This is a genomic window from Paracoccus sp. (in: a-proteobacteria), from assembly GCF_046289755.1.
Classification (GTDB): Bacteria; Pseudomonadota; Alphaproteobacteria; order Rhodobacterales; family Rhodobacteraceae; genus Paracoccus.
Genome location: NZ_JBKBVD010000012.1, coordinates 41,220 through 62,367, shown reverse-complemented (window position 1 = coordinate 62,367; position 21,148 = coordinate 41,220). Strand labels below are relative to the sequence as shown.

Below are 21,148 nucleotides of genomic sequence, written 5' to 3'. Positions count from 1 at the left end.
GCCGCTGACGTAACCTGCCCGCGTGACAGCTGCCTGAAAGGACCGCGCCGATGGACTGGTTTGCCCCGGTGAATGCCTATTGTGAACGGACCGGCCCGGATTACTGGTCCGAGCCGATCAACGCGCTGACCAATCTGGCCTTCATGGTGGCGGCGCTGATCATGTGGCGGCGGTTGCAGGGGCCGGGCATGGCGATGGGCCGGGCGCTGGCGGCGAACCTGTTCGTGATCGGCGTCGGATCGTGGCTGTTTCACACCCATGCCAACCGGCTGACCGGGCTGATGGATGTGCTGCCGATTCTGGCGTTCATCCTGCTGTATGTCTTTGCGGCCACCCGGGATTATTTCGGCGCACGGCCCTGGGTGGCGGGGCTGGTGACAGCGGGGTTCATCCCCTACGCGGCGGCGACGGTGCCGCTGTTCGAGATGATCCCCGGTCTGGGCTCATCGGCCAGCTATGCGCCGGTGCCGCTGCTGATCGCGGTCTATGCGCTGCTGCTGCGCAATCGCCTGCCTGACACGGCGCGCGGGCTGGCGATTGGCGCGGGCCTTCTGGTCGTGTCGCTGACTTTCCGCACGCTGGATCAGCCGTCCTGTGATCTGGTGCCCATGGGCACGCATTTCATGTGGCACATCCTGAACGCCGTCATGCTGGGCTGGATGATCGAGGTCTGGCGCAGGCACCGGACCGCGCAAAGCGGCCCGGTCTGAGCATTCAGATGTCGAAGGTCACACCCTGCGCCAGTGGCAATTCGCGCGAATAGTTCACCGTGTTGGTGGCGCGGCGCATATAGCCCTTCCACGCGTCCGAGCCGCTTTCGCGCCCGCCGCCGGTTTCCTTTTCACCGCCAAAGGCCCCGCCGATCTCGGCGCCCGAGGTGCCGATATTGACGTTGGCGATGCCGCAATCCGACCCCGCCGCCGACAGGAACAGCTCCGCCTCGCGCAGATCGGTGGTGAAGATCGACGAGGACAGGCCCGCCCCCACCGCATTATGCTGTTCGATGGCCTCGGACAGGTCGCTGTAACGCATCACATACAGGATCGGCGCAAAGGTTTCCTCGGACACCGGCCCGGTCTGGGCGGGCATCTCGATCAGCGCCGGGCGGGCATAGAAGGCCGCATCCGGCCCGGCCTCGGGCACGCGCGCGCCGCCATGGACGGTGCCGCCTGCGGCCTTTGCCGCCGCGATGGCGGCCTGCATTGCCTCAAAGGCCGCACGGTCCACCAGCGGGCCGACCAGCGCTTGCGTGCTCAGCGGATTGCCGACCGAGACCGAGGCATAGGCCCGGATCAGCCCCGGCACCAGTGCGTCATAGACGCTTTCATGCACGAACAGCCGCCGCATCGTGGTGCAGCGCTGTCCCGCCGTGCCCATCGCGCCGAAGGCAATCGCGCGCAAAGCCATGTCCAGATCGGCCGAGGGGCAGACGATGCCCGCATTGTTGCCGCCCAGTTCCAGGATCGTGCGCCCGAACCGCGCCGCCACGCGCGGCCCGACCTGCCGCCCCATCCGGGTCGAGCCGGTGGCCGAGACCAGCGCCACGCGCGGATCATCGACCAGCGCCTCGCCTGTCTCGCGCCCGCCGATGATGACCTGCGACAGCCCCTCGGGCGCATCGCCGAACCGGGCCAGCGCCCGGTTCAGGATCGCCTGACAGGCCAGCGCCGTCAGCGGGGTCTTTTCCGACGGCTTCCAGACAACCGGATTGCCGCAGACCAGCGCCAGCGCCGTGTTCCACGACCAGACCGCCACGGGGAAGTTGAAGGCCGAGATGACGCCCACGACGCCAAGCGGGTGCCATGTCTCCATCATCCGGTGGCCGGGGCGTTCGGTCGCGATGGTCAGCCCGTACAGCTGCCGCGACAGGCCGACGGCGAAATCGCAGATGTCGATCATCTCCTGCACCTCGCCCGCGCCTTCGGACGGGCTTTTGCCCGCCTCGATCGACACCAGACGGCCCAGATCATCCTTGGATGCGCGCAATTCCTCGCCCAGCAGGCGCACCAGCTCGCCCCGCCGGGGCGCGGGCACATTGCGCCACGCGCGGAACGCGATGGCCGCGCGGTCGATGGCGGCGGTGACGGCTGCGGCGTCATGCTGGGGCAACTGGGCTGTCTGCTCGCCGGTCAGCGGCGAAAAGCTGGCCAGCGTGCCGCCGGTATGGCTGGCCGGATCGACGCCAAGGCGGGTCAGGATCTCATGGGTATTCTGGGCGATGTCGGTCATGTCATGCTCCGGTCAGGGGATCGCGATTGCGCGCAGCTTACCCCGGCGCGGCGTCAGGTTCATCTGGATATGGCATCAATCTTCGGGTTAAGCGTGACGTGTCAGACTGACTTAATGCGAGACCGGAATGAAGATCAGCCGCAGCCAGATGCCCGACCTTGCCGCCCTGCAGGCCTTCGAGGCCGCCGCCCGCCATGGCAGCTTTACCCGCGCCGCGATCGAGCTGGACCTGACGCAAAGCGCCGTCAGCCGCCAGATCAAGGATCTGGAGACGCAGCTGGGCATCGCCCTGTTCGAGCGCATCCGCCAGCGCATCGTGCTGTCCGCCGCAGGCCAGCGCCTGCGCCCCGAGATCGAGGCGCTGCTGGCGGGCATGGCCCATCTGACCCTGCGCGCGGCCAGCGGGCGCGATGTGACCGGGCATCTGTCGGTGGCGACCCTGCCGACCTTTGGCAGCCGCTGGCTGATGCCGCGTCTGCCGGGGTTTCTGGCGGCGCATCCGGGGTTGCAGGTCAGCGTCACCTCGCGGCAGGGCGCCTTTGATCTGGGCGCCGAGGGGGTGGATCTGGCGATCCATTACGGCAAACCGGCATGGCCCGGCGCCAGTTGCACCTATCTGTGCGCCGAAACGGTGCTGGCCGTCGCCGCGCCCTCGGCCATGACCGCAGGCATGCTGCCCGATGATCTGCCGCTGCTGCATCTGGACTCGCGCCCGATGCTGTGGCCCGAATGGCTGGGCGCGCAGGGTCAGCCGGTTGCGCGCGGCTTTCAGGGCCATCGCTTTGACCAGTTCTCACTGCTGATCGAGGCGGCGCTGGCGGGCATCGGCGCGGCGCTGCTGCCCAGCTATCTGATCGAACGGGAGCTGCGGGCGGGCGACATGCGCCCGTTGCCGGGCGACGCACTGACCACGGATGCGGCCTATTGGATCGTCATCCCCGATGCCCGCGCCTCGGACCCGGTGGCGCTGGCCTTTCGCGACTGGATCACCGCTCAGGTGGCCTAGCGCCGGGCATCGACCAGATGAAACGCCTGCGCGCCGAATTCATAGAAGGCCCCGCGCAGGGCACGCAGCGCGGCGGGCCGAGGCGCGGTTGACGGCAAGGGCAAATCCTCATTCCCGCCGGTCAGCCAGCCCGCCAGCGCCCGGCCAAAGACCGTGCCCGGCGCAATGCCACGCCCGTTATAGCCGCAGAACGCCACCACGCCCTCGGCCAGTTGGTGAAACCGGGGCAGGTTGTCGCTGGTCATGCCGATGGTGCCGAACCATTCGGATTCGAATTCTACCGGCCCGATCTGGGGAAAGATCCGCGCCAGCGCCCGCCGCGCCCAAGCCCGGTGGATCGCCGCGCCGGTATTCCTCAGCGCGCCGACCGAGCCAAAGATCAGCCGGTTCTGGTGGTCAAACCGGAACGAGGATAGCACCTCGCGCGTGTCCCAGACCCCTTCGCGGCCCGGCAGGATCGTGTGCGCAACCTCATCGGGCACAGGCGCGGTCGCCATGTTGAAATAGGGCAGAAACACCTGCTGCGTGGACAGTTCCGGCATCAGGTGCCGGGTATAGGCATCGGTGGCAAAGACCACCTGCCGCGCGGTCACCGCGCCCTGCGGGGTCGAGACCCGCCAGCCGCCATCCGCAGGCGCCAGCGCCGTGGCGGGCGAGCCGGTGAAGATCCGCGCCCCCTGCCCGATCGCCGCCCGCGCCAGCCCGCGCGCATAGGCCAAAGGCTGGATCGTCCCCGCCCGCCGGTCCAGCAGCGCGCCGTGATACTGCGCCGATCCCAACCGCGCGGCAGTGGCCTCGCGGTCCAGCAGTTCCACCGGGGCACCGCGCGCGGCCCATTGGCGGTGGCGCTCGGTCAGTTCGGCCAGGCCGGAGGCGTCATGGGCAACATGCAGCGTGCCTGCGTGGTTCGCCTCACACGCGATGCCGTGGCGGGCGATGATGTCCCAGACCTGCGCGGGCCCCTCGCCCAGAAAATCCAGCAGCCGGTTGCCCTGCTCGGGGCCAAGGCTGCGGACCAGTTCGTCCGGCATCACCCACATGCCCGCATTGACCAGCCCGACATTGCGCCCGGCACCGCCAAAGCCGATCTGAACCGCCTCCAGCACCACCGCATCCGCGCCACGCTCGGCCAGATGCAGCGCGGTGGACAGGCCGGTATAGCCGCCGCCGATGATGACCACATCGGCGCGGATCTGATCCGTCAGGATCTCGGTCGCGGAGGCTGCGGGGGCTGTCGCCTCCCAAAGACCATGGCTGCGGGGATCGTTCTGCATCGGGGACCGTCCGTGACTGCGGCGTGACTGCGCCGCCGGTGGGCGCACCCGTCAGTCTGTCATCGCGCGGGCGGAAGATGCCAGTGACGATTTCTGCGGACGTCATTCCAAACCGGAATGACCCGCAGGGCAACGCCGCCCGCGATCAGGCGGGCGGCGTGTGGTGGCGTGGCGATCAGGCGCCCTTGTAGATCTCGACCAGCTTTTGCAGCATCTCCAGCGCATCCGCGCGCGAGCGTTGAAAGCTGTTGCGCCCGATGATGCTGCCATTGCCGCCGCCGTCGCGGATCGCGCGGGCATCGTCAAAGACCGCATCCGCGCCCTTGGCCGCCCCGCCCGAGAACACCACGATGCGACGGCCGCCGAACGAGGCCTGCATGCAATGCGCCACCCGTGCGGCCTGCGTCGCGATGTCGATCTGCTTGTCCTCATAGACCTTCCTGGCCTCGGGCAGCATCAGGTGGTCGGTGGACAGCTTGATCTTGATGATATGCGCGCCGATCAGGGCCGCAATCTGGGCGGCGTAGGCGGCCACGTCGATGGCGGTCTCGCCGTCCTTGGTGATCGCCTCGCCGCGCGGATAGGACCAGATCACGGTCGCCACGCCCTTGGCGGCGGCCTCGCGGCGCATCTCGACGATCTCTTCGAACATATCCAGCGCCATGTCGCTGCCCGGATAGATGGTAAAGCCGATGGCCGCGCAGCCCAGCCGCAGCGCATCATCGACCGAGGCGGTGACGGCCTGATTCTTGCCCGCCGTGTCCGACATCAGGCTGTTGGCGCTGTTCATTTTCAGGATCGTCGGGATCTGGCCCGCGAAAGTGTCGGCGCCCGCCTCGATCATGCCAAGGGGGGCGGCATAGGCGTTCAGCCCCGCGTCAATGGCCAGCTGATAGTGATAATGCGGATCATAGCCCGCCGGGTTGGCGGCAAAGGTCCGCGCGGGGCCATGCTCAAAGCCCTGATCGACGGGCAGGATGATCATCTTGCCGGTGCCGCCCAGCTTGCCGGTCATCAGCATCCGCGCCAGCTGCGCCTTCACGCCCGGCGTCTCGCCCTCGTAATTGGCCAGAATGCGGCGCACCGTGTCGGTCATCTGCATGAAACATCTCCTGTGGGTGTGGGCTGCTGGATAGCATGCACTAAAGCAGCGGCAATGCTGGTTACGCTAACAGAATCAGGGAGATGGGGATATTCGCCGCAGTGCGGCGCAGCCCTGCCCGCAGATGGAGTGACGGATGGCTAAAACCTTAATGACAGAACAGTGGATATCATTGCGATTCCATCACATTACTTAATCCGGGGATTCTCCCGGAAAGGAGTTATCATGTTCATGACCACCACCCTCGCGCATTACCAGCTGCCAGTTTTCGGCACGGGTTCGACGGCGCTTCAGACCGAAATCGGCGCAGATCAGCGCAGTCTGCTGCTGCGTCCCATCACCTCGGGCGCCGAGCGGACCGAGCTGCCACCGGGCTTCACGGTTCAGGCCAGCGAAAAGCTGACCACCCCGATGGAGTTCAAGCAGTGGATGAAGGTTCTGTTCGATTACGAGGCCAGCGCAAACGGCAGAAACGCCTCCGCATCCGAACCCGCGTCCGATCCCGAACAACAGGTATAGGCGCCCGAGATGATGCTGACAGACAAGATGCGGCGGCCTGGCTGAGCCTGCCGCCGCATGATCCGTTCAGCGACGCGCGCCTTCCAATGCCGCGACGCCGGGCAGAACCTTGCCTTCCATCCATTCCAGAAACGCGCCGCCTGCGGTCGAGATGAAGGTGAAATCATCCGCCACGCCCGCCTTGTTCAGCGCGGCCACCGTATCGCCGCCCCCGGCCACCGAGACCAGACCACCCGCCCGCGTCAGTTCGGCCGCGGCATTGGCTGCGGCATTGGTCGCGCGATCAAACGGCTCGATCTCGAAAGCACCCAGCGGGCCGTTCCAGATCAGCGTCTTGCAGGCCGACATGGCCTGACGCAGGGCCTCGACCGTCTCGGGTCCGGCATCCAGAATCATCGCATCGGTCGGGCACTGATCCACCGGCAGGGTCTCGCTTTCGGCGCCTGCCTTGAACTCACGCGCCACGACGATGTCGACCGGCAGGTGAATGCGGCAGCCGGTCGACTGTGCCTTGTCCATGATCGCGCGGGCGGTTTCGGCCATGTCGCGTTCGGCCAGCGACTTGCCGACTTCGACCCCCTTGGCGACGAGGAAAGTGTTCGCCATGCCGCCGCCGATCACCAGATGATCGACCTTCTCGATCAGGTTCATCAGCAGGGCCAGCTTGGTCGAGACCTTGGCGCCGCCCACCACGGCCATGACCGGGCGCTGCGGGTTGCCAAGGGCTGCGTCCAGCGCCTTGAGCTCGGCCTCCATCAGTCGCCCCGCGCCCGAATTCAGCAGCCGCGCCAGCGCCTCGGTCGAGGCATGGGCCCGGTGCGCCGCCGAAAAGGCGTCATTCACATAGGCCCCGCCAAGCGCCGCCAGGGACGCGGCAAAGGTCGGGTCATTCGTCTCTTCGCCCGCATGAAAGCGGGTGTTTTCCAGCAGCGCCACATCGCCCGGCTTCAGCGCCGCGACCGCACGTTTGGCGGTGCCGCCGATGCAATCCTCGACAAAGGTGACGGGCTGGCCCAGTGCGGCCTCCAGCGCGGGCAGGATCTGACGCAGGCTCATCGCCTCGACGCGCACGCCCTTGGGCCGGTCGAAATGCGCCAGCAGGACCGGGATGCCGCCCCGGGCCTGAATGTCCTTGATCGTGGGCACGATCTTTTCGATCCGGGTGGCGTCGGTCACGCGGCCGTTCTCGACCGGCACGTTCACATCCACGCGGGTCAGCACGACCTTTCCGTCAATGTCCAGATCGTCGATTGTATTGAATTTGGCCATGTCGCGTCCTCTCGGGCTTTGAGCGGGGTTGTCCCGCATGGCGGGGGCCGCGTCAACTGCGGCGAAAGCATGCCGTCGCGGGTCTGATCGCGCATCCGTAATGGTTTCGCGCGTTGCCCTTGGCGCGCGCAGCCCCTAGATCATGGGGCGAACCTGGCAGAGGAGAGCCACATGGCCGAGATCAGAGACCCGGAAAACACCATCATCATCGAACTCAAGGATGGCCCCGTCATCATCGAGCTGCTGTCCGATGTTGCCCCCAAACATGCCGAACGGATGAAGGAACTGGCCCGCGCCGGGGCCTATGACAACGTGGCCTTCCACCGCGTGATCGAGGGCTTCATGGCCCAGACCGGCGACGTGGCGCATGCCAATATGGAAAAGGACTACAATCCGGGCCGCGCAGGCACGGGCGGGTCGGACAAGCCCGACCTTCCGGCGGAATTCTCGAAGCTGCCGCATGACCGGGGCACGATCGGGGCGGCGCGGTCGCAAAACCCCAACAGCGCCAACAGCCAGTTCTTCATCAACTTCAAGGACAACCATTTCCTGAACGGTCAGTACACGGTCTATGGCCGCGTGATCGGTGGAATGGAGCATGTCGACAAGATCGCGCGCGGCGAGCCGCCTGCGAACCCTGACCGCATGATCAGCGTCAAGGTGGCCGCCGATGCGTAAACTCGCCCTGATCCCCGCCGTTCTGGCACTGACCGCAGGCGCCGCACTGGCACAGAACCCGGCGGTCGAGGACGGCCCCGGCCCCAATATGGTCATCGAGATCGCCGATGCCGAAGGCACCGCCAAAGGCACGCTGGTTCTGGACCTCTATCCCGATCTGGCCCCCGGCCATGTCGAGCGTCTGACCGAACTGGCCGCCTCGGGCGCCTATGACGGCGTGGTGTTTCATCGCGTGATCGAGGGCTTCATGGCCCAGACCGGCGATGTCCAGCACGGCAAGCAGGATGGCGATGTCTCGATGGCGGGCACCGGCGGTTCGGATCTGGACGACCTGCCCGCCGAATTCAGCGACCGCCCGTTCCAGCGCGGCACCGTTGGCATGGCCCGGTCGATGGACCCCGACAGCGCCAACAGCCAGTTCTTCATCAACTTCGACCGCACGCCCTCGTTGGATGGACAATATACCATCGTCGGCCAGCTGATCGAAGGCTGGGATGTGCTGGACGAGATCCGCAAGGGCGACCCCTCGCGGGCGGGCAATGGCCGGGTTGATTCGCCCGATTATATGGCCAGCGTCACCATCACCGAGGCTGCCGAGTAAGCAGTTTGCTGAAAACACAGGAAAAAGGGGGCGCAGGCCCCCTCTTTTCGCACTTGCGGCATGACTTGCCCCTTGCCTAGACTGTCCGCCCATGGACATGCGCGACATCACCGAGACGACCCGGATCACGCCCTCGGCAGGCGTCACCCGCGACCGGCATGGCTGGCGGGCAAAATGCCTTCAGCGGCTGGTGCGGATGGACCTGCCCGTGCCGCTGAGTTTCGCCCTGCCCTGCGAGACGGTCGGCGCCATTGCGGCGGGCCGGCATCTGCGGCTGGAGGCGCTGCGCCATGTCTTTGAGGCGGGCAGCGGGCTGGTCAGCGTGCGCCCCTCGGCGCTGATGCCGGAATGGGGCGGGCCGGGCACGGTGCTGAACGTGGGCATCAACGACACGCTGCATGCCCGCCTGTGCGACGTCATCGGGCGCGACAGCGCCGATGCGATCTATCTGTCCTTTGTCCAGAGCTACGCGATCAACATCGCCCGGCTTGACCCCGACATGTTCGCGCAAGAGGGCAAGGACGCCCTGCCCCGCGCCCTGCGCGCCTTCGAGGCCGAGACCGACGAACCCTTTCCCCAGGACCCCGCGCAGCAACTGGCCGAGGTGCTGCGCTCGATGGCGCGGGCCTGGGACGGGCCGACCGCGCGGCTGCTGCGTCAGGCCAAGGGGGCGCCTGCGGATGCGCCGCTGGGGCTGGTGGTGCAGGATATGGCGCTGGCCCTGGGGCCGGGCCTGTGCGGCTCGGGCACGATCCAGTTCGTCGATCCGGTCACCGGCAACCCGCGCGTCACCGGACGCTTTCGCGGCCAGAGCCATGGCGCCGCCGTGGGCACCGGCGCCGAGACGCTGTATCTGACCCATGACGAGCGCGGCCCGTCACTGCAGGACATCGCGCCCGAGACATTCGCCGATCTGATCCGTTTCGGCATCGCCGCCCGCGAACGCCTGCGCGAGGAAATGCAGATCGAATTCGTGGTGACGGGCGGGCGCATCTCGGTCATCGACGCGACGCGGGTGGTGCGCGGCTCGCGCGCGGGCGTGCGCATCGCGGTCAGCCTCGCGCGCGACGGCATCATCCCGGCAGAAGAGGCGCTGATGCGGGTCGAGCCGCGCGCGCTGGCCGATCTGCTGCACCATCAGGTCGATCCGCGGGCGCCGCGCGATCTGATCACGCGCGGCATCAATGCCAGCCCCGGCGCCGCCACCGGGCGCATCGTGCTGACCGCCGCGGCGGCGCAGGCCGCCAATGCGCGCGGCGAGCCCTGCATTCTGGTGCGCCGCGAAACCGTCCCCGAGGACATCCGCGGCATGCACGCCTCGGTGGGCGTGCTGACCGAACGCGGCGGCACCACCAGCCATGCCGCCGTGATCGCGCGCGGTCTGGGCCTGCCCTGCATCGTCGGCGCGACCGGCATCCGTGTCGATCTGCGCAACCGCACGCTGACGGCGGGCGGGCGCGAGCTGCGCGAGGGCGACGAGATCACCATCGACGGCAGCTCGGGCGAGGTTCTGGCAGGGGCCGCCGCCCTGCTGCCCCCGGCGCTGGACGACAATTTCACCCAGCTTCTGGACTGGGCCAGTCAGGCCGGGGGCATCGGCGTGCGTGCCAATGCCGACACGCCCGAGGATGCGCTGACCGCGCGGCGCTTCGAGGCGCAGGGGATCGGGTTGTGCCGGACCGAGCATATGTTCTTTGACGCCGAGCGCCTGCCCGCCATGCGCGAGATGATCTTTGCCGACAGCGCCGATGACCGCCGCCTTGCGCTGGCCCGTATCCTGCCGATGCAGCGGCAGGATTTCACCCAGCTGTTCGAGATCATGGCCGGGCTGCCCGTCACGATCCGCCTGTTCGATCCGCCGCTGCACGAATTCCTGCCCCATGACCGCGAAGGGCTGCGCGAGCTGGCCGAATCCATGGACCTGCCCCTGTCGGACGTGACCCGGCGGGTCGAGGCTTTGTCGGAATTCAACCCGATGCTGGGCATGCGCGGCGTCCGCCTGGGCATCACCATGCCCGAGATCTATGACATGCAGGCCCGCGCCATCTTCGAGGCGACGGTCGATGCCAGCCGCAAGGGCGATCCGGTCGTGCCGGAAATCATGATCCCGCTGGTCAGCGCCATGCGCGAGGTCGAGCTGGTCAAGAACCGCGTCGATGCCGTCGCCGCCGCTGTGCGCAACGAACGCCGCACCGATTTCACCTATAAGCTGGGCGTCATGGTCGAGACGCCGCGCGCCGCGCTGCGGGCGGGCGATATAGCCGCGCATTCGGCCTTTCTGTCCTTTGGCACGAACGACCTGACGCAGATGACCTATGGCCTGTCGCGCGACGATGCCGGGCGCTTCATGGGAACCTATGTGGCGCAGGGGGTCTATTCCGAAGACCCGTTCCATGTGCTGGATCAGGACGGCGTGGGAGAGTTGCTGCTGACCGGGGTGCAGAGGGCACGCAGACAGGCACCCGGCATCACCATCTCGGTCTGCGGCGAACATGGCGGCAATCCGGAATCCATCGCCTTTTGCCACGAGGCGGGGTTCGACTATGTGTCCTGCTCGCCCTTCCGCGTTCCGATCGCGCGGCTGGCCGCTGCCCAATCCGCGATCCGTGCGCGGCTGTCGGGCGTCGAGGACTGATTCGCCCACCCAACCCCCTGATTTTTAGGTCCGAAACGGCCTGAAAGACGCGCGCATCAGCCAGATGTCGCGCGAATCCGCTGATGGGGTCGGCGGGTTCCTGCCCGACTCGGGGTAATTCGGGGCATTCAGGCGTCTCACGTCAAAGTGGGATAGCCTCAACCATTAATAAAAACTTAACCATCATCCGGTTCCGGCACCAACGCTCTGCTCGTGGGGGTGGCGGGATTAACGACCTGTCAACAGGTTGACGTTACATAGGACTGACAATGCAAAAGCTGCTTCAACGGCTGGTGCGCGCCTGTCTGTGCGCTGCGACCGCCATACCCTTATCTACGACCATCGCCGCGGCCGGGGGCAGCGGGTCGTTGTTCTCGTCCGACACCGGGCTTTTCGCAGCTGCCGCGATGCCTGCTGCTGCCGCGATTCAACTGGAAAGCGCGCGCCGCTCGCCGCTTCTATATGCCAACAGTGATGCTGTGAAGATCGAAATCTCTGCCGATATGGATATCGAGGACCTGCATCTGGCCAGCGTCAACCGTGTCTCGCAGGCCGATCTGGACTGCATGGCCGAGGCGCTTTATCACGAAGCCCGTGGCGAAGGCGTACAGGGCCAGCAGGCTGTGGCCGAGGTGATCCTGAACCGCGTCGACAGCCGCGTCTTTCCCGGCTCGGTCTGCGGTGTGATCAACCAGCCCAGCCAGTTCAGCTATACGATCGGCGGCGCCAAACCGATCCGCAACAAAAGCGCCTATCTGCGCGCCCGCGACATTGCGCAATCCGCGCTTGCCGGTGCCCCCCGCACCCTGACCGGCGGCGCAACCTATTTCCACACCCCGGCAGTCCGGCCCGCGTGGTCCAGCCGCTTTCAACGCACCACCCGGATCGGGCGCCATATCTTTTACCGCGACAACCGGCGCCTTGCTTCGAACTGAGGCACGGGCGCGGTGACGGGGCTTGCCCAGACGCGTAAATTGCTGTGAATGGCGGGTATGGAACATCCCGACCGCATCTTTCTGCGCGATTACGTCATTCTGGCCGAAATCGGCGCCTTTCAGTCCGAGCGAGGTCGCGACCAGCGGCTGCGCTTCAATCTCACCGTCGATCTGCGACAGCCTGTCAGTGGTGCGGATGATCATGTGGACGCGGTCCTGTCCTATGACGTGCTGACGCAGGCGGTCGGCACTGCGCTGGCCGATCAGCGCTATAATCTGGTCGAAACTCTGGCCGAACGGATCGCCGCCGAGGTGCTGGCCCATCCCGCTGCGGCGCGGATCAACGTCACGGTCGAAAAGCTGGACCGGGGGCCGGGCGCGCTTGGCGTGTCGATCGTCCGCGATGCGGGCCGTGTCGGCGCGACCGGCGTTCCGACCGAGGCGCGCGTGCTGATCTGGCAGGCGCCCGCCGCCGCGTTTGCCTGCCCCCCTGACGCTGTGGTGATCGTCCCCGACGCGCCCGCCCTGCCCGTGCCGCCGGGCGGTGACGTCCGGCGCATTCACCTGCTGGCGCTGGATCAGGCCGCGTGGGCGCTGGCGGGTCAGCTGGCGCTTGAGGTCGCCGAGACCCGGACCGAGCTGGACGCCGCAATCCATTCGCGCCGACCCGTGGTCTGGGCGCCCGCGCGTCTGGCCGCCACTGCGACTGAGGCCGGGCAGACGCCCCAGGATCTGGGACTGTGGCTGGCCGGCCGGATCAGCGCGTGCCGGATTGATTTTGCGCTGCCGGCGGACCGCGACCTGCCCACGCTACCCGAAGGGCTGGACCTGCCCGTCGGGCGGGTGACGGTCTAGGCCGTCCATGCCCGCGACCACGGAATATTACCGCCCCATCCCCCAGCCCGAGGGCGGACGCTGGCGGCTGGCCGGTGGCTGGACCGGATTTTCGCAGTTCGAGCGCCTGACGCGCGGCGCCGCGCCCCAGATCGTGGACACAGCGCCCGACGCCGTGATCGAGGCGCTGACCGCGCCGCGCGCGGCCTTGCTGGGTCTGTCGCTGGACCGGCCCCGCCTGATGGGCATCGTCAATGCCACGCCCGACAGCTTTTCCGATGGCGGGCGCTATGACGCGCCCCGGCACGCGGCGGCGCTGGCGGCGGCGGGGGCCGACCTGCTGGACATCGGAGGCGAGTCGACGCGGCCCGGCGCAGGTGAGGTCGCGGCCGCCGAGGAAACCGCCCGCATCCTGCCCGCGATCCGGGCAGGAGCGGCGCTGGCCCCGGTCTCGGTCGATACGCGCAAGGCGGCGGTGGCGGGGCCTGCGCTGGATGCAGGCGCGGGGATGATCAACGATGTGTCCGGGCTGGACTTCGACCCTGCCCTGACCGGGCTGGTGGCGGCGCGCGGGGTTCCGGTCTGCCTGATGCACGCGCAGGGCCTGCCCCAGACCATGCAGGATGATCCGCGCTATGACGACGTGCTGCTGGATGTCTATGACGCGCTGGCCGCCCGTATCGCGCGCGCCGGGGCGGCGGGAATCCCCCGCCACCGGATCGTGATCGATCCCGGTATCGGCTTTGGCAAATCGCAGGCGCATAATCTGGCGATCCTGCGGCGGCTGTCGCTGTATCATGGGCTGGGATGCGCGATCCTTCTGGGCGTCTCGCGCAAGCGCTTTGTCGGTGCGATCGGCGGCGCCGCTGCGCCCGGGGACCGCGGCCCCGGCACGCTGGCGCTGACGGTGATGGCGGTGGCCCAGGGGGTGCAGATCCACCGGGTCCATGATGTGGCAGCGCACGCGCAGGGCCTGCGTCTGTGGGGCGCGGTGAACGGTAACGACAATAAGAACGAGAGGGCGGAGACATGAACAGGAAGCTATTCGGCACCGACGGCGTGCGCGGGCGCGCCAACACCTACCCCATGACCGCCGAGATGGCGCTGCGCCTTGGCGCCGCCGCCGGGCGCTATTTCCGCCGCGACGGACGCAACCGGCACCGCGTGGTGATCGGCAAGGACACCCGCCTGTCGGGATACATGCTGGAAAACGCGCTGACGGCGGGCCTGACCAGCACCGGCATGAATGTGCTGCTCCTGGGCCCGGTGCCGACCCCTGCCGTCGGATTTCTGACGCGCTCGATGCGCGCCGATCTGGGCATCATGATCTCGGCCAGCCACAACCCCGCCGAGGATAACGGCATCAAGTTCTTCGGCCCCGACGGCTTCAAGCTGTCCGACGAGGCCGAAACCGAGATCGAGGCCATCGTCGCCGACCAGATCCAGCCCGCCCAGCCCGCCAATATCGGTCGCGCGCGGCGGATCGAGGACGGGCGGGGGCGCTATATGGAATATGCCAAGACGACCTTTCCGGCGGGTCTTCGGCTGGACGGTCTGCGCGTGGTGCTGGACTGTGCCAATGGTGCCGCCTATCGCGCCGCGCCCGAGGTTCTGTGGGAACTGGGCGCCCATGTGATCCCGCTTGGGGTCAAGCCCGACGGGTTCAACATCAATGATGGCGTCGGCAGCACCCATCCCGAGGCCTGCGCGGCGGCTGTGCGCGAACATGGCGCCGATCTGGGCATCTCTCTGGACGGGGATGCCGACCGGGTGGTGATCGTCGACGAACATGGCCGGGTGGCCGATGGCGATCAGATCATGGCGCTGCTGGCCGGGCGCTGGGGCGCGCAGGGGCGGCTGGCGGGCGACACGCTGGTCGCCACCGTGATGTCCAATCTGGGGCTCGAGCATTTTCTTCAGGCGCGCGGGCTGAAGCTGGAGCGGACCCGCGTCGGTGACCGCTATGTCGTCGAACGGATGCGCGAGGGCGGGTTCAATCTGGGCGGCGAGCAATCGGGCCATATCGTGATGACCGACCACGCCACGACCGGCGATGGGCTGATGGCCGCGATGCAGGTCCTCGGTTCCATGGCCGAGACGGGCGCGCGGGCCAGCGAACTCGTTCGCCAGTTCGATCCTGTGCCGCAGCTTCTGAAAAACGTCCGCTATGCCGAAGGCGCCGACCCTCTGTCCTGCGAGCCGGTCCGCCGCGTCATCGCCGAAGCCGAAGCCCGTCTGGCCGGTTCAGGCCGCGTGCTGATCCGGAAATCCGGCACCGAGCCGCTGATCCGGGTGATGGCCGAGGCCGAGAACGAGACGACGCTGCGCGAAGTGGTGGACGGGATCGTGGCAGCCGTGGAAACGGCTGCCTGAGCAGTCGCGCCCGAGCCGAATGCGCAGACTTTCAGAGGCCGGGGGCCTTGGGTTGCTCGGGCAGCGGCGACGCCGCCGTCACGTTCCGTTATTCGCTTTTGCATGGTCGATGATGGGGGGCAGGCCATTTCGATCCCACGCGTCGGTTCCCCAAGCAGCTGCCGGACAACGATGGGATCAGACTGATCACGCGCCTGTCCCATGACCGGCTGCACCATTCGGCGGGAATGCGGCGGAACAAGGTGTCGGGAAGCATCTTGTGTCGGCCAGCTGCGGGCGAAGCGGATCGAAGAGCGGCAGGGCCGGAAATATGTCTGGTGCATCGGCCCGATCCCGGCAGAGGCGCGGGGCGCGACGTGGGGTTTGCAGCACGCGCTGCCGCCAGAGATCATCTGCCGATGCCAACAAGACCCGCAGGAGGTGCCGCCATTGCGGCAAGGCCCTCAGGGGGCGCGGGAAGTTCTGCGGTCACGCCTGCCGTAGCAAGAGCAAGCTGACGCGGCACCCGAAGGATTGTCCGGTTTGCGCCAGGAGCTTCCACCCGGTTCTGCTGCCGGTCACGCGTGATGCGGGCGCGGCAACAAAAATGACGGTGCGCAGTCCAGGCACCGGATTCCCGGACGCTTCCCCGAAACAAAGCATCGCAGCGTCGGGGAGGCCCGTTCTATCGGCAAGTCTTTTATTTTAATGGTGGAGCCAAGGGGAATCGAACCCCTGACCTCTTGAATGCCATTCAAGCGCTCTACCAACTGAGCTATGGCCCCACCGGAGGTCTTGGTGGCGCCTCGGCGCCGCCTGATGACAGCCGTATAGGCGGGGCAACCGAGAGCCGCAAGCGAAAAATTCACCAATCTGTTGCAGTCACAAAACTACCGTTATCGGCCTGTGAATGATGATAAATATCGCGGCCTGCGGCATGATCGCGTGCGGTATCCTGGCCTCGGTCAGACAGACACAGTCTTCTCGCCCTTGCCCCGGCGCGCCACAGCCTGGCGGGACCGCGAACCAGTGACATACCGCGCCGGGCCGGGTTGCAGTGCTCACTGCGAGATGTCAGGGCGCGGGCTGTCGCGGGGTTTTCGACCGGACGCTTGCGGAACTGTCGGGCTTCGCGGACCTCTGCCCGATCACATCGTCTGGGGCGCAATTCCAATGTCCGGCCATGCCTCCGTGGACCGCGACGGCGGCAGTTCGGGTTTCGCATGCCCGTGTCGCGGTGGGTCGCGGTGGGTCGCGGGCCGGTACAATCACCATTCCGGCGGCGGCGATCCTGCCACGACAGGTCCTCGGCTTTCTGCGCCTGACCGCACACGCGATGTAGCGCAGCCAGCGTGTGTGCGGTCACGTCAGAATCGGAACGCCACTCTCCGCCCGCCGACCGGGCGCAAACATCATCGGTGCATCGGACCAGCCCGTATCCGAACAGCGTCACCCGAACGCGCCCTCAGAGCAGCATGAAACCCGACGACATCTCGGCACGATGCTGACTGGCCACCTCCGGCGCGACCGGCAAACCGAATAGTCGATCATGGACAGACCGCTCGGCCCCCATCGTGCACTGCCTCCTGAGGCCCGAGAGAATTGCCGCCAGATCCTCTGAAGGATGGTCCGGCAGATCGTCGGATGCCATATCCGCAAGCCGCAGGCCAGAACTGCCCACCGCCTCGGAGAAGCTGTTCAGGCTGTCCAGCCCATGTGCCGCCATGCGAAGCAGTCCGATCACCTCTGCGCCGTCAGCGTCCAGACTGCTCAGCGCTGCGGCAAGCCGCTGATCCAGCCCGGACAGCAGGGCCAGCGCCAGGCTGGCGCCCTCCTCCAGCTGCCTGCTTTCGCTGATCCCATCATGCGACGATGTTGCGCCAAAGGACTGGGCCAGCCGCGAAGAACGCTCCAGCCATTCGACCGCGGATCCGGCGGCTGTCACCGTCTCGCCGGTCAACTCGCGCAGCTGCCCCGCGATCACATTCAGCGAGGCGCCGCGCGGACCGAACTGCGCACAGCGCAGAGCCGCATTCAGGCTGACCATACGCATGTCGCTTTCGATGTCCTGAACGGCATCGACATGCCGCAACAAAACAGCAACCGTCTGCTGCACCGTTGCGGCGACGGCCTCGATCTTGGCACGTTCGGCCTCGAAAGTGCGCAGCATCGCGACAGCGGCCCGCAGCTGATCACTCAGGCTGGCGACGGCCGAGGCCTCGCCCCTCTCTGATCCATATTGTCCGCGACCGCGTGACATGATCGTCTCCGCATCCGCAGCCAGGGCCGACATCGCGCGCCGGGCCTCAGACATCTCGACCTCGAAATCGCTGGCCGTCGCTGCGAGCTGATGGCGCTCCAGCGTCGCGATCGCGGTCAGCGCATCCGCATGGTCTTGCGCCGCAAGGTGAATATCGAACGCCGGTTGACCGGACAGGATCGCCGCGAGGTGTTCAAGCCCGGTCTCGACATGTTCAAGCCGCTGGCGTGTGGCGTCACCCACCTGCAGCGCCATGACCGCGTTGCCGATCTGGCCGACGATCTGGCGCGACAACCTGCTGGTCTCGGCGCTTCCTTCGACGGCTTGTATGCGCTGTCTTTCCAGTGCCCGAAGGGTCGCGGTCAGCCGGGCCGCAAGATCGGACAGCGTATGGGCATGGGCCATTTCAAAACGGCTTCGCTGACTGACCGCAGCGGCCACTTCGGTGACAAGCTGCCGATAATCCTGAACGAATTCCTTCAATGTACGCGTGGCAGATTCGGAAATCGCCGCCACATCGGTGGTAAAGACCCCGAAGTCGTCGCTGTCCTGCGCAATCCCGGCGGCAGTCACGCGCGCATTTATGGAAACAATGCTCATCATTTTGACCGCCCGCTGCAGATCCGAGATCGGCAGACTGGCGGCCGACACCGCCTCGGACAGGCGCCGCAGGTCATCCCTTTCCTGACCGAACCGTTCGGACAGCAACGAAGCGCGATGGGCGACAGCCTCAAGATGCGTTGTCGCCTCATCGACTTCGGCGCCCTGAAGCGCACCGGCAAGCGCGTCGAACAGCGCGATGAGCCGGTTCAGCAGCGTCGCCCCCTCGGTCAGCCGCCCCCCGACCGAGACAAAGGCCGTCTCAATGCGGTTTCGCTGCCCGCTCAGGTCGTCGGCTAGCTGGCGAAGGATGTGCGTCTTGTCCATCACTTGCCCTCTCCGCGTCGGGGTGCCTTCTGCCCGAAGGCGACAATCTCATCGGCCATTCTGGCCAGCGGCAGAACCTTTCCGACAGCGCCATGCTGTATCGCCTCTTTGGGCATGCCGAACACGATCGAGCTTTCCTCGTCCTGAGCGACGGTCGGGCTTCCCATCTGGCGCATTTCCAGAAGACCGCGCGCGCCATCATCGCCCATACCCGTCAGAATCATGCCAAGCGCATTGCTGCCAGCCATTTGCGCCGTCGACCGGAACAGGACATCCACCGAGGGGCGATGGCGCGCGACATAGGGCCCCTCGACAATTCTCACAGTATAGCGCGCTCCGTTGCGCGCCAGCATCATGTGGTGGTTTCCGGGCGCCAGCAAAACCTGCCCTGCCCGCACCAGATCACCGTCCCGCGCCTCTTTGACGGTCACCGCGCAGCCGCCGTCAAGGCGCCGCGCAAAGGCCCCCGTGAACTTTTCCGGCATATGCTGCACGATCAGAATGGGCGGGCATGCGGCCGGCAGCGCCTCCAGAACCTCGCGCAGAGCCTCTGTCCCACCCGTCGAGGCGCCGATGGCCACGATCGGCTCGGTGACCGGCATACGCTCGATCATGCTTTTGCGTCGGCTTTCGGAGACAGGGGGCAGCACCGCGTCCGCCGTCAGCTTGGATTCCACCGTCAGCGTCGGCAGCCTCTGCTTCTGCCCCCTCATTCTGGCATGGGCCGCAGCCTTGGCCGCATCGCAGATCCGCATCCGCGATTCGTGCAGGAACTGGGCTGTGTCAACACGCGGCTTGGCCACGACATCGACAGCCCCCGCCTCCAGCGCCTGCATGAAGGTATCTGACCCCGATTGCGCCAGACTTGAACAGATCACGACAGGGATCGGGCGCTGCGACATGATCTTGCGCAAGAAGGTCAGCCCGTCCATGCGCGGCAGTTCAATATCGAGAAAGATCACATCGGGGATTTCCTGCCGGATGCGTTCGGCGGCAATATAGGGGTCCGAGGCCGTGCCCATGACCATAAGGTCTGGATCGGCCGAGATGATCTCGCTCAGGGTCAGCCGGACCGAGGCACTGTCATCAATGATCAGGACGCGGATCTTCTGGGTCACTGTGATGTCCTTCCGGCCTTTTTGAATACGGCGGGCGCCACCTGGGTCAGGCTGACCGGCGTTCCGATCATCGATTCCGAGTGACCCAAAAGAAGAAATCCCCCCGGCCGCAGATGCCCGGCCAGTCGCGAGACGACGGCTTCCTGATCTTTTTTCTCAAAATAGATCAGAACATTGCGCAGAAGGATGATGTCTACGTCACGGTCCATGGGATAGCTGTCGGCGATCAGGTTCTGGCGCTCGAAGCGAACCAGACGGCGCAGTTCCGGCACAATCCGCACGTCGGAGCGCGGGCCCGGCTTTTGCGAAAACATCAGATAGCGGCCCTGTCTTGCGGCGGAAACAGGCGCAATCTGATCAAGCGGATAGACGGCCCTCAGCCCCTGCTCGAGCACTTCGGTCGAGATGTCGGTGCCCAGGACCGCAAAGCGGAAATCGCGGCGTTGGGCTGCCATATCTGCCAGAACCATGGCCGCGGTATAGGCTTCGGCCCCGGTCGAGCTGGCCGCGCTCCAGACCTTGATCACCGGCATATGCTCGCCGCGCCGTGCCGCCAGCAGTTCAGGCACCATTGTTCGTTCCATGAGGTCGAAATGCTCGGGCTCGCGGAAAAAGTCGGTCTTGTTGGTCGTGACAGCGTTGATGAGATGATCCATCTCGCTTTCCAGCCCGTCCTGCCGGAACAGATGGTCGCCATAGGCCGCAATTCCGGGCAGCCCCAGTTGTCGCGACCGGCGGCGCAACCTGCCCTCGACCATCATTTTCTTGGTGGGCGTAAGCTTGATGCCGACCTCGCGGCCGATCAGGGCGGCAATGCGTTGAAAGTCAGCGTCGCTCAGCCGGTCGGCAGCTGCACTGCCGGAAAGTCGCGTTAAATCGGACAAAAGAACCTCCATGTCGGGTGGTTGGCCGGAACGTCCGGCCAACCAGGGGCAGGATCAGGCGGCAAGAAAGGGCTGTCCGGCGAGGTCACCGAGCAAGCCATCGAAATCGAGCACGGTCACGAAACTGCCGTTGCGCCGGCCAATGCCCTTGATGCAATGCCCGCTCCAGCGCGCACTGATCGCAGGCGGCGGATCGAGGGTTTCCGTGTCCAGAACGGTCACCTCGAACACCTTGTCCGCCCGCAACCCGACCGTCAGCGGCCCCTCGGGGCCACTGATGATCAGGACTGCGATCCGGGTATTTTCGGTATCGCAGGCCGGTTCCATGCCAAGCGTCAGCCGAAGGTCAAGCACCGGAACGCCCATGCCCCGCACATCAATCATGCCCAGCAGGTTTTCAGGCGCGCGCGGCAGACGGGCGATGGGCAGCAGGTCCAGGATTTCCTGAACCGCGGTCACCGGGGCCGCGAAGACTTCCTCCGCGACGCCGATGGTTACATACTGGATGCGCTCTGCCATGTCCGG

Annotated in this window: 18 protein-coding genes and 1 tRNA gene; 10 read left to right on the top strand and 9 right to left on the bottom strand. The window is 66.4% G+C overall.

The window, feature by feature from the left end:
- Window positions 1–50 precede the first annotated feature (50 nt).
- Window positions 51–710, top strand: coding sequence for a ceramidase domain-containing protein (locus tag ACK41U_RS06565; protein WP_409677472.1), 660 nt, complete (start codon window positions 51–53; stop codon window positions 708–710).
- 4 nt (window positions 711–714) lie between these two features.
- Here the strand turns inward: ACK41U_RS06565 and ACK41U_RS06560 are convergent, their stop codons facing one another.
- The gene (locus ACK41U_RS06560) at window positions 715–2,229 is read right to left on the bottom strand and encodes an aldehyde dehydrogenase family protein (protein ID WP_409677470.1); all 1,515 of its coding nucleotides are present in this window, start codon (window positions 2,227–2,229) and stop codon (window positions 715–717) included.
- Between the two features lie 127 nt (window positions 2,230–2,356).
- On the opposite strand from ACK41U_RS06560, the gene ACK41U_RS06555 reads away from it, so the two are divergent.
- Window positions 2,357–3,235 carry a LysR substrate-binding domain-containing protein gene (locus tag ACK41U_RS06555; protein ID WP_409677468.1) on the top strand — a complete coding sequence of 293 codons (879 nt, stop codon included), beginning with the start codon at window positions 2,357–2,359 and terminating at the stop codon, window positions 3,233–3,235.
- On the opposite strand, the gene ACK41U_RS06550 is transcribed toward ACK41U_RS06555, so the two are convergent.
- Window positions 3,232–4,509 (bottom strand): NAD(P)/FAD-dependent oxidoreductase, encoded by a 1,278-nt coding sequence (locus ACK41U_RS06550; protein ID WP_409677466.1) that lies wholly within the window; start codon window positions 4,507–4,509, stop codon window positions 3,232–3,234. The two genes, ACK41U_RS06555 and ACK41U_RS06550, sit on opposite strands and share 4 nt — an antisense overlap.
- 175 nt (window positions 4,510–4,684) lie before the next feature.
- The gene (locus ACK41U_RS06545) at window positions 4,685–5,611 is read right to left on the bottom strand and encodes a class I fructose-bisphosphate aldolase (RefSeq protein WP_409677464.1); all 927 of its coding nucleotides are present in this window, start codon (window positions 5,609–5,611) and stop codon (window positions 4,685–4,687) included.
- Between the two features lie 225 nt (window positions 5,612–5,836).
- Here ACK41U_RS06545 and ACK41U_RS06540 point away from each other — a divergent pair, with 225 nt between their 5' ends.
- The gene (locus ACK41U_RS06540) at window positions 5,837–6,130 is read left to right on the top strand and encodes a hypothetical protein (protein WP_409677462.1); all 294 of its coding nucleotides are present in this window, start codon (window positions 5,837–5,839) and stop codon (window positions 6,128–6,130) included.
- Between the two features lie 66 nt (window positions 6,131–6,196).
- Here ACK41U_RS06540 and ACK41U_RS06535 read toward each other — a convergent pair whose 3' ends face one another.
- Window positions 6,197–7,399, bottom strand: coding sequence for a phosphoglycerate kinase (locus ACK41U_RS06535; protein WP_409677460.1), 1,203 nt, complete (start codon window positions 7,397–7,399; stop codon window positions 6,197–6,199).
- A gap of 171 nt (window positions 7,400–7,570) precedes the next feature.
- On the opposite strand from ACK41U_RS06535, the gene ACK41U_RS06530 reads away from it, so the two are divergent.
- From ACK41U_RS06530 to glmM, 7 genes are all read left to right on the top strand, one after another.
- On the top strand, window positions 7,571–8,077 hold the full coding sequence (locus tag ACK41U_RS06530; protein ID WP_409677458.1) for a peptidylprolyl isomerase: 507 nt from the start codon (window positions 7,571–7,573) through the stop codon (window positions 8,075–8,077).
- The gene (locus tag ACK41U_RS06525) at window positions 8,070–8,678 is read left to right on the top strand and encodes a peptidylprolyl isomerase (protein ID WP_409677456.1); all 609 of its coding nucleotides are present in this window, start codon (window positions 8,070–8,072) and stop codon (window positions 8,676–8,678) included. Before ACK41U_RS06530 ends, ACK41U_RS06525 begins: the two co-directional genes overlap by 8 nt.
- A gap of 91 nt (window positions 8,679–8,769) precedes the next feature.
- Window positions 8,770–11,313: a putative PEP-binding protein gene (locus tag ACK41U_RS06520; protein WP_409677454.1), complete on the top strand. Its 2,544-nt coding sequence runs from the start codon at window positions 8,770–8,772 to the stop codon at window positions 11,311–11,313.
- A 269-nt stretch (window positions 11,314–11,582) separates the two neighbouring features.
- Complete coding sequence (locus tag ACK41U_RS06515; RefSeq protein ID WP_409677452.1) at window positions 11,583–12,248, top strand: cell wall hydrolase; 666 nt, start codon at window positions 11,583–11,585, stop codon at window positions 12,246–12,248.
- Window positions 12,249–12,305: 57 nt separating this feature from the next.
- Window positions 12,306–13,103, top strand: a complete 798-nt coding sequence (locus tag ACK41U_RS06510) for a dihydroneopterin aldolase (protein WP_409677450.1) — start codon at window positions 12,306–12,308, stop codon at window positions 13,101–13,103.
- 7 nt (window positions 13,104–13,110) lie between these two features.
- Complete coding sequence (gene folP / locus ACK41U_RS06505) at window positions 13,111–14,115, top strand: dihydropteroate synthase (protein WP_409677448.1); 1,005 nt, start codon at window positions 13,111–13,113, stop codon at window positions 14,113–14,115.
- Window positions 14,112–15,455, top strand: coding sequence for a phosphoglucosamine mutase (glmM, locus tag ACK41U_RS06500; RefSeq protein ID WP_409677446.1), 1,344 nt, complete (start codon window positions 14,112–14,114; stop codon window positions 15,453–15,455). Before folP ends, glmM begins: the two co-directional genes overlap by 4 nt.
- Window positions 15,456–16,143: 688 nt before the next feature.
- Here glmM and ACK41U_RS06495 read toward each other — a convergent pair.
- From ACK41U_RS06495 to ACK41U_RS06475, 5 genes are all read right to left on the bottom strand, one after another.
- Window positions 16,144–16,219: transfer RNA gene (locus tag ACK41U_RS06495), tRNA-Ala, on the bottom strand.
- Between the two features lie 680 nt (window positions 16,220–16,899).
- Window positions 16,900–18,621, bottom strand: coding sequence for a hypothetical protein (locus ACK41U_RS06490; protein WP_409677444.1), 1,722 nt, complete (start codon window positions 18,619–18,621; stop codon window positions 16,900–16,902).
- On the bottom strand, window positions 18,621–19,739 hold the full coding sequence (locus tag ACK41U_RS06485) for a chemotaxis response regulator protein-glutamate methylesterase (protein ID WP_409677442.1): 1,119 nt from the start codon (window positions 19,737–19,739) through the stop codon (window positions 18,621–18,623). Before ACK41U_RS06485 ends, ACK41U_RS06490 begins: the two co-directional genes overlap by 1 nt.
- Complete coding sequence (locus ACK41U_RS06480) at window positions 19,736–20,635, bottom strand: CheR family methyltransferase (RefSeq protein WP_409677440.1); 900 nt, start codon at window positions 20,633–20,635, stop codon at window positions 19,736–19,738. The genes ACK41U_RS06485 and ACK41U_RS06480 overlap by 4 nt, the downstream gene beginning before the upstream one ends.
- 42 nt (window positions 20,636–20,677) lie before the next feature.
- Window positions 20,678–21,142, bottom strand: coding sequence for a chemotaxis protein CheW (locus ACK41U_RS06475; RefSeq protein WP_409677438.1), 465 nt, complete (start codon window positions 21,140–21,142; stop codon window positions 20,678–20,680).
- Between the last annotated feature and the right edge of the window lie 6 nt (window positions 21,143–21,148).

What these genes read in the sequence shown, in the direction of transcription:
- glmM (WP_409677446.1), top strand. Translation starts at nt 14,112, where the DNA reads ATGAACAGGAAGCTATTCGGCACCGACGGCGTGCGCGGGCGCGCCAAC.
- ACK41U_RS06520 (WP_409677454.1), top strand. Translation starts at nt 8,770, where the DNA reads ATGGACATGCGCGACATCACCGAGACGACCCGGATCACGCCCTCGGCA.
- ACK41U_RS06475 (WP_409677438.1), bottom strand. Translation starts at nt 21,142, where the DNA reads ATGGCAGAGCGCATCCAGTATGTAACCATCGGCGTCGCGGAGGAAGTC.
- ACK41U_RS06555 (WP_409677468.1), top strand. Translation starts at nt 2,357, where the DNA reads ATGAAGATCAGCCGCAGCCAGATGCCCGACCTTGCCGCCCTGCAGGCC.
- ACK41U_RS06490 (WP_409677444.1), bottom strand. Translation starts at nt 18,621, where the DNA reads ATGGACAAGACGCACATCCTTCGCCAGCTAGCCGACGACCTGAGCGGG.
- ACK41U_RS06535 (WP_409677460.1), bottom strand. Translation starts at nt 7,399, where the DNA reads ATGGCCAAATTCAATACAATCGACGATCTGGACATTGACGGAAAGGTC.
- ACK41U_RS06510 (WP_409677450.1), top strand. Translation starts at nt 12,306, where the DNA reads ATGGAACATCCCGACCGCATCTTTCTGCGCGATTACGTCATTCTGGCC.
- ACK41U_RS06560 (WP_409677470.1), bottom strand. Translation starts at nt 2,229, where the DNA reads ATGACCGACATCGCCCAGAATACCCATGAGATCCTGACCCGCCTTGGC.
- ACK41U_RS06530 (WP_409677458.1), top strand. Translation starts at nt 7,571, where the DNA reads ATGGCCGAGATCAGAGACCCGGAAAACACCATCATCATCGAACTCAAG.
- ACK41U_RS06545 (WP_409677464.1), bottom strand. Translation starts at nt 5,611, where the DNA reads ATGCAGATGACCGACACGGTGCGCCGCATTCTGGCCAATTACGAGGGC.
- folP (WP_409677448.1), top strand. Translation starts at nt 13,111, where the DNA reads ATGCCCGCGACCACGGAATATTACCGCCCCATCCCCCAGCCCGAGGGC.
- ACK41U_RS06515 (WP_409677452.1), top strand. Translation starts at nt 11,583, where the DNA reads ATGCAAAAGCTGCTTCAACGGCTGGTGCGCGCCTGTCTGTGCGCTGCG.
- ACK41U_RS06565 (WP_409677472.1), top strand. Translation starts at nt 51, where the DNA reads ATGGACTGGTTTGCCCCGGTGAATGCCTATTGTGAACGGACCGGCCCG.
- ACK41U_RS06525 (WP_409677456.1), top strand. Translation starts at nt 8,070, where the DNA reads ATGCGTAAACTCGCCCTGATCCCCGCCGTTCTGGCACTGACCGCAGGC.
- ACK41U_RS06550 (WP_409677466.1), bottom strand. Translation starts at nt 4,509, where the DNA reads ATGCAGAACGATCCCCGCAGCCATGGTCTTTGGGAGGCGACAGCCCCC.
- ACK41U_RS06540 (WP_409677462.1), top strand. Translation starts at nt 5,837, where the DNA reads ATGTTCATGACCACCACCCTCGCGCATTACCAGCTGCCAGTTTTCGGC.
- ACK41U_RS06480 (WP_409677440.1), bottom strand. Translation starts at nt 20,635, where the DNA reads ATGGAGGTTCTTTTGTCCGATTTAACGCGACTTTCCGGCAGTGCAGCT.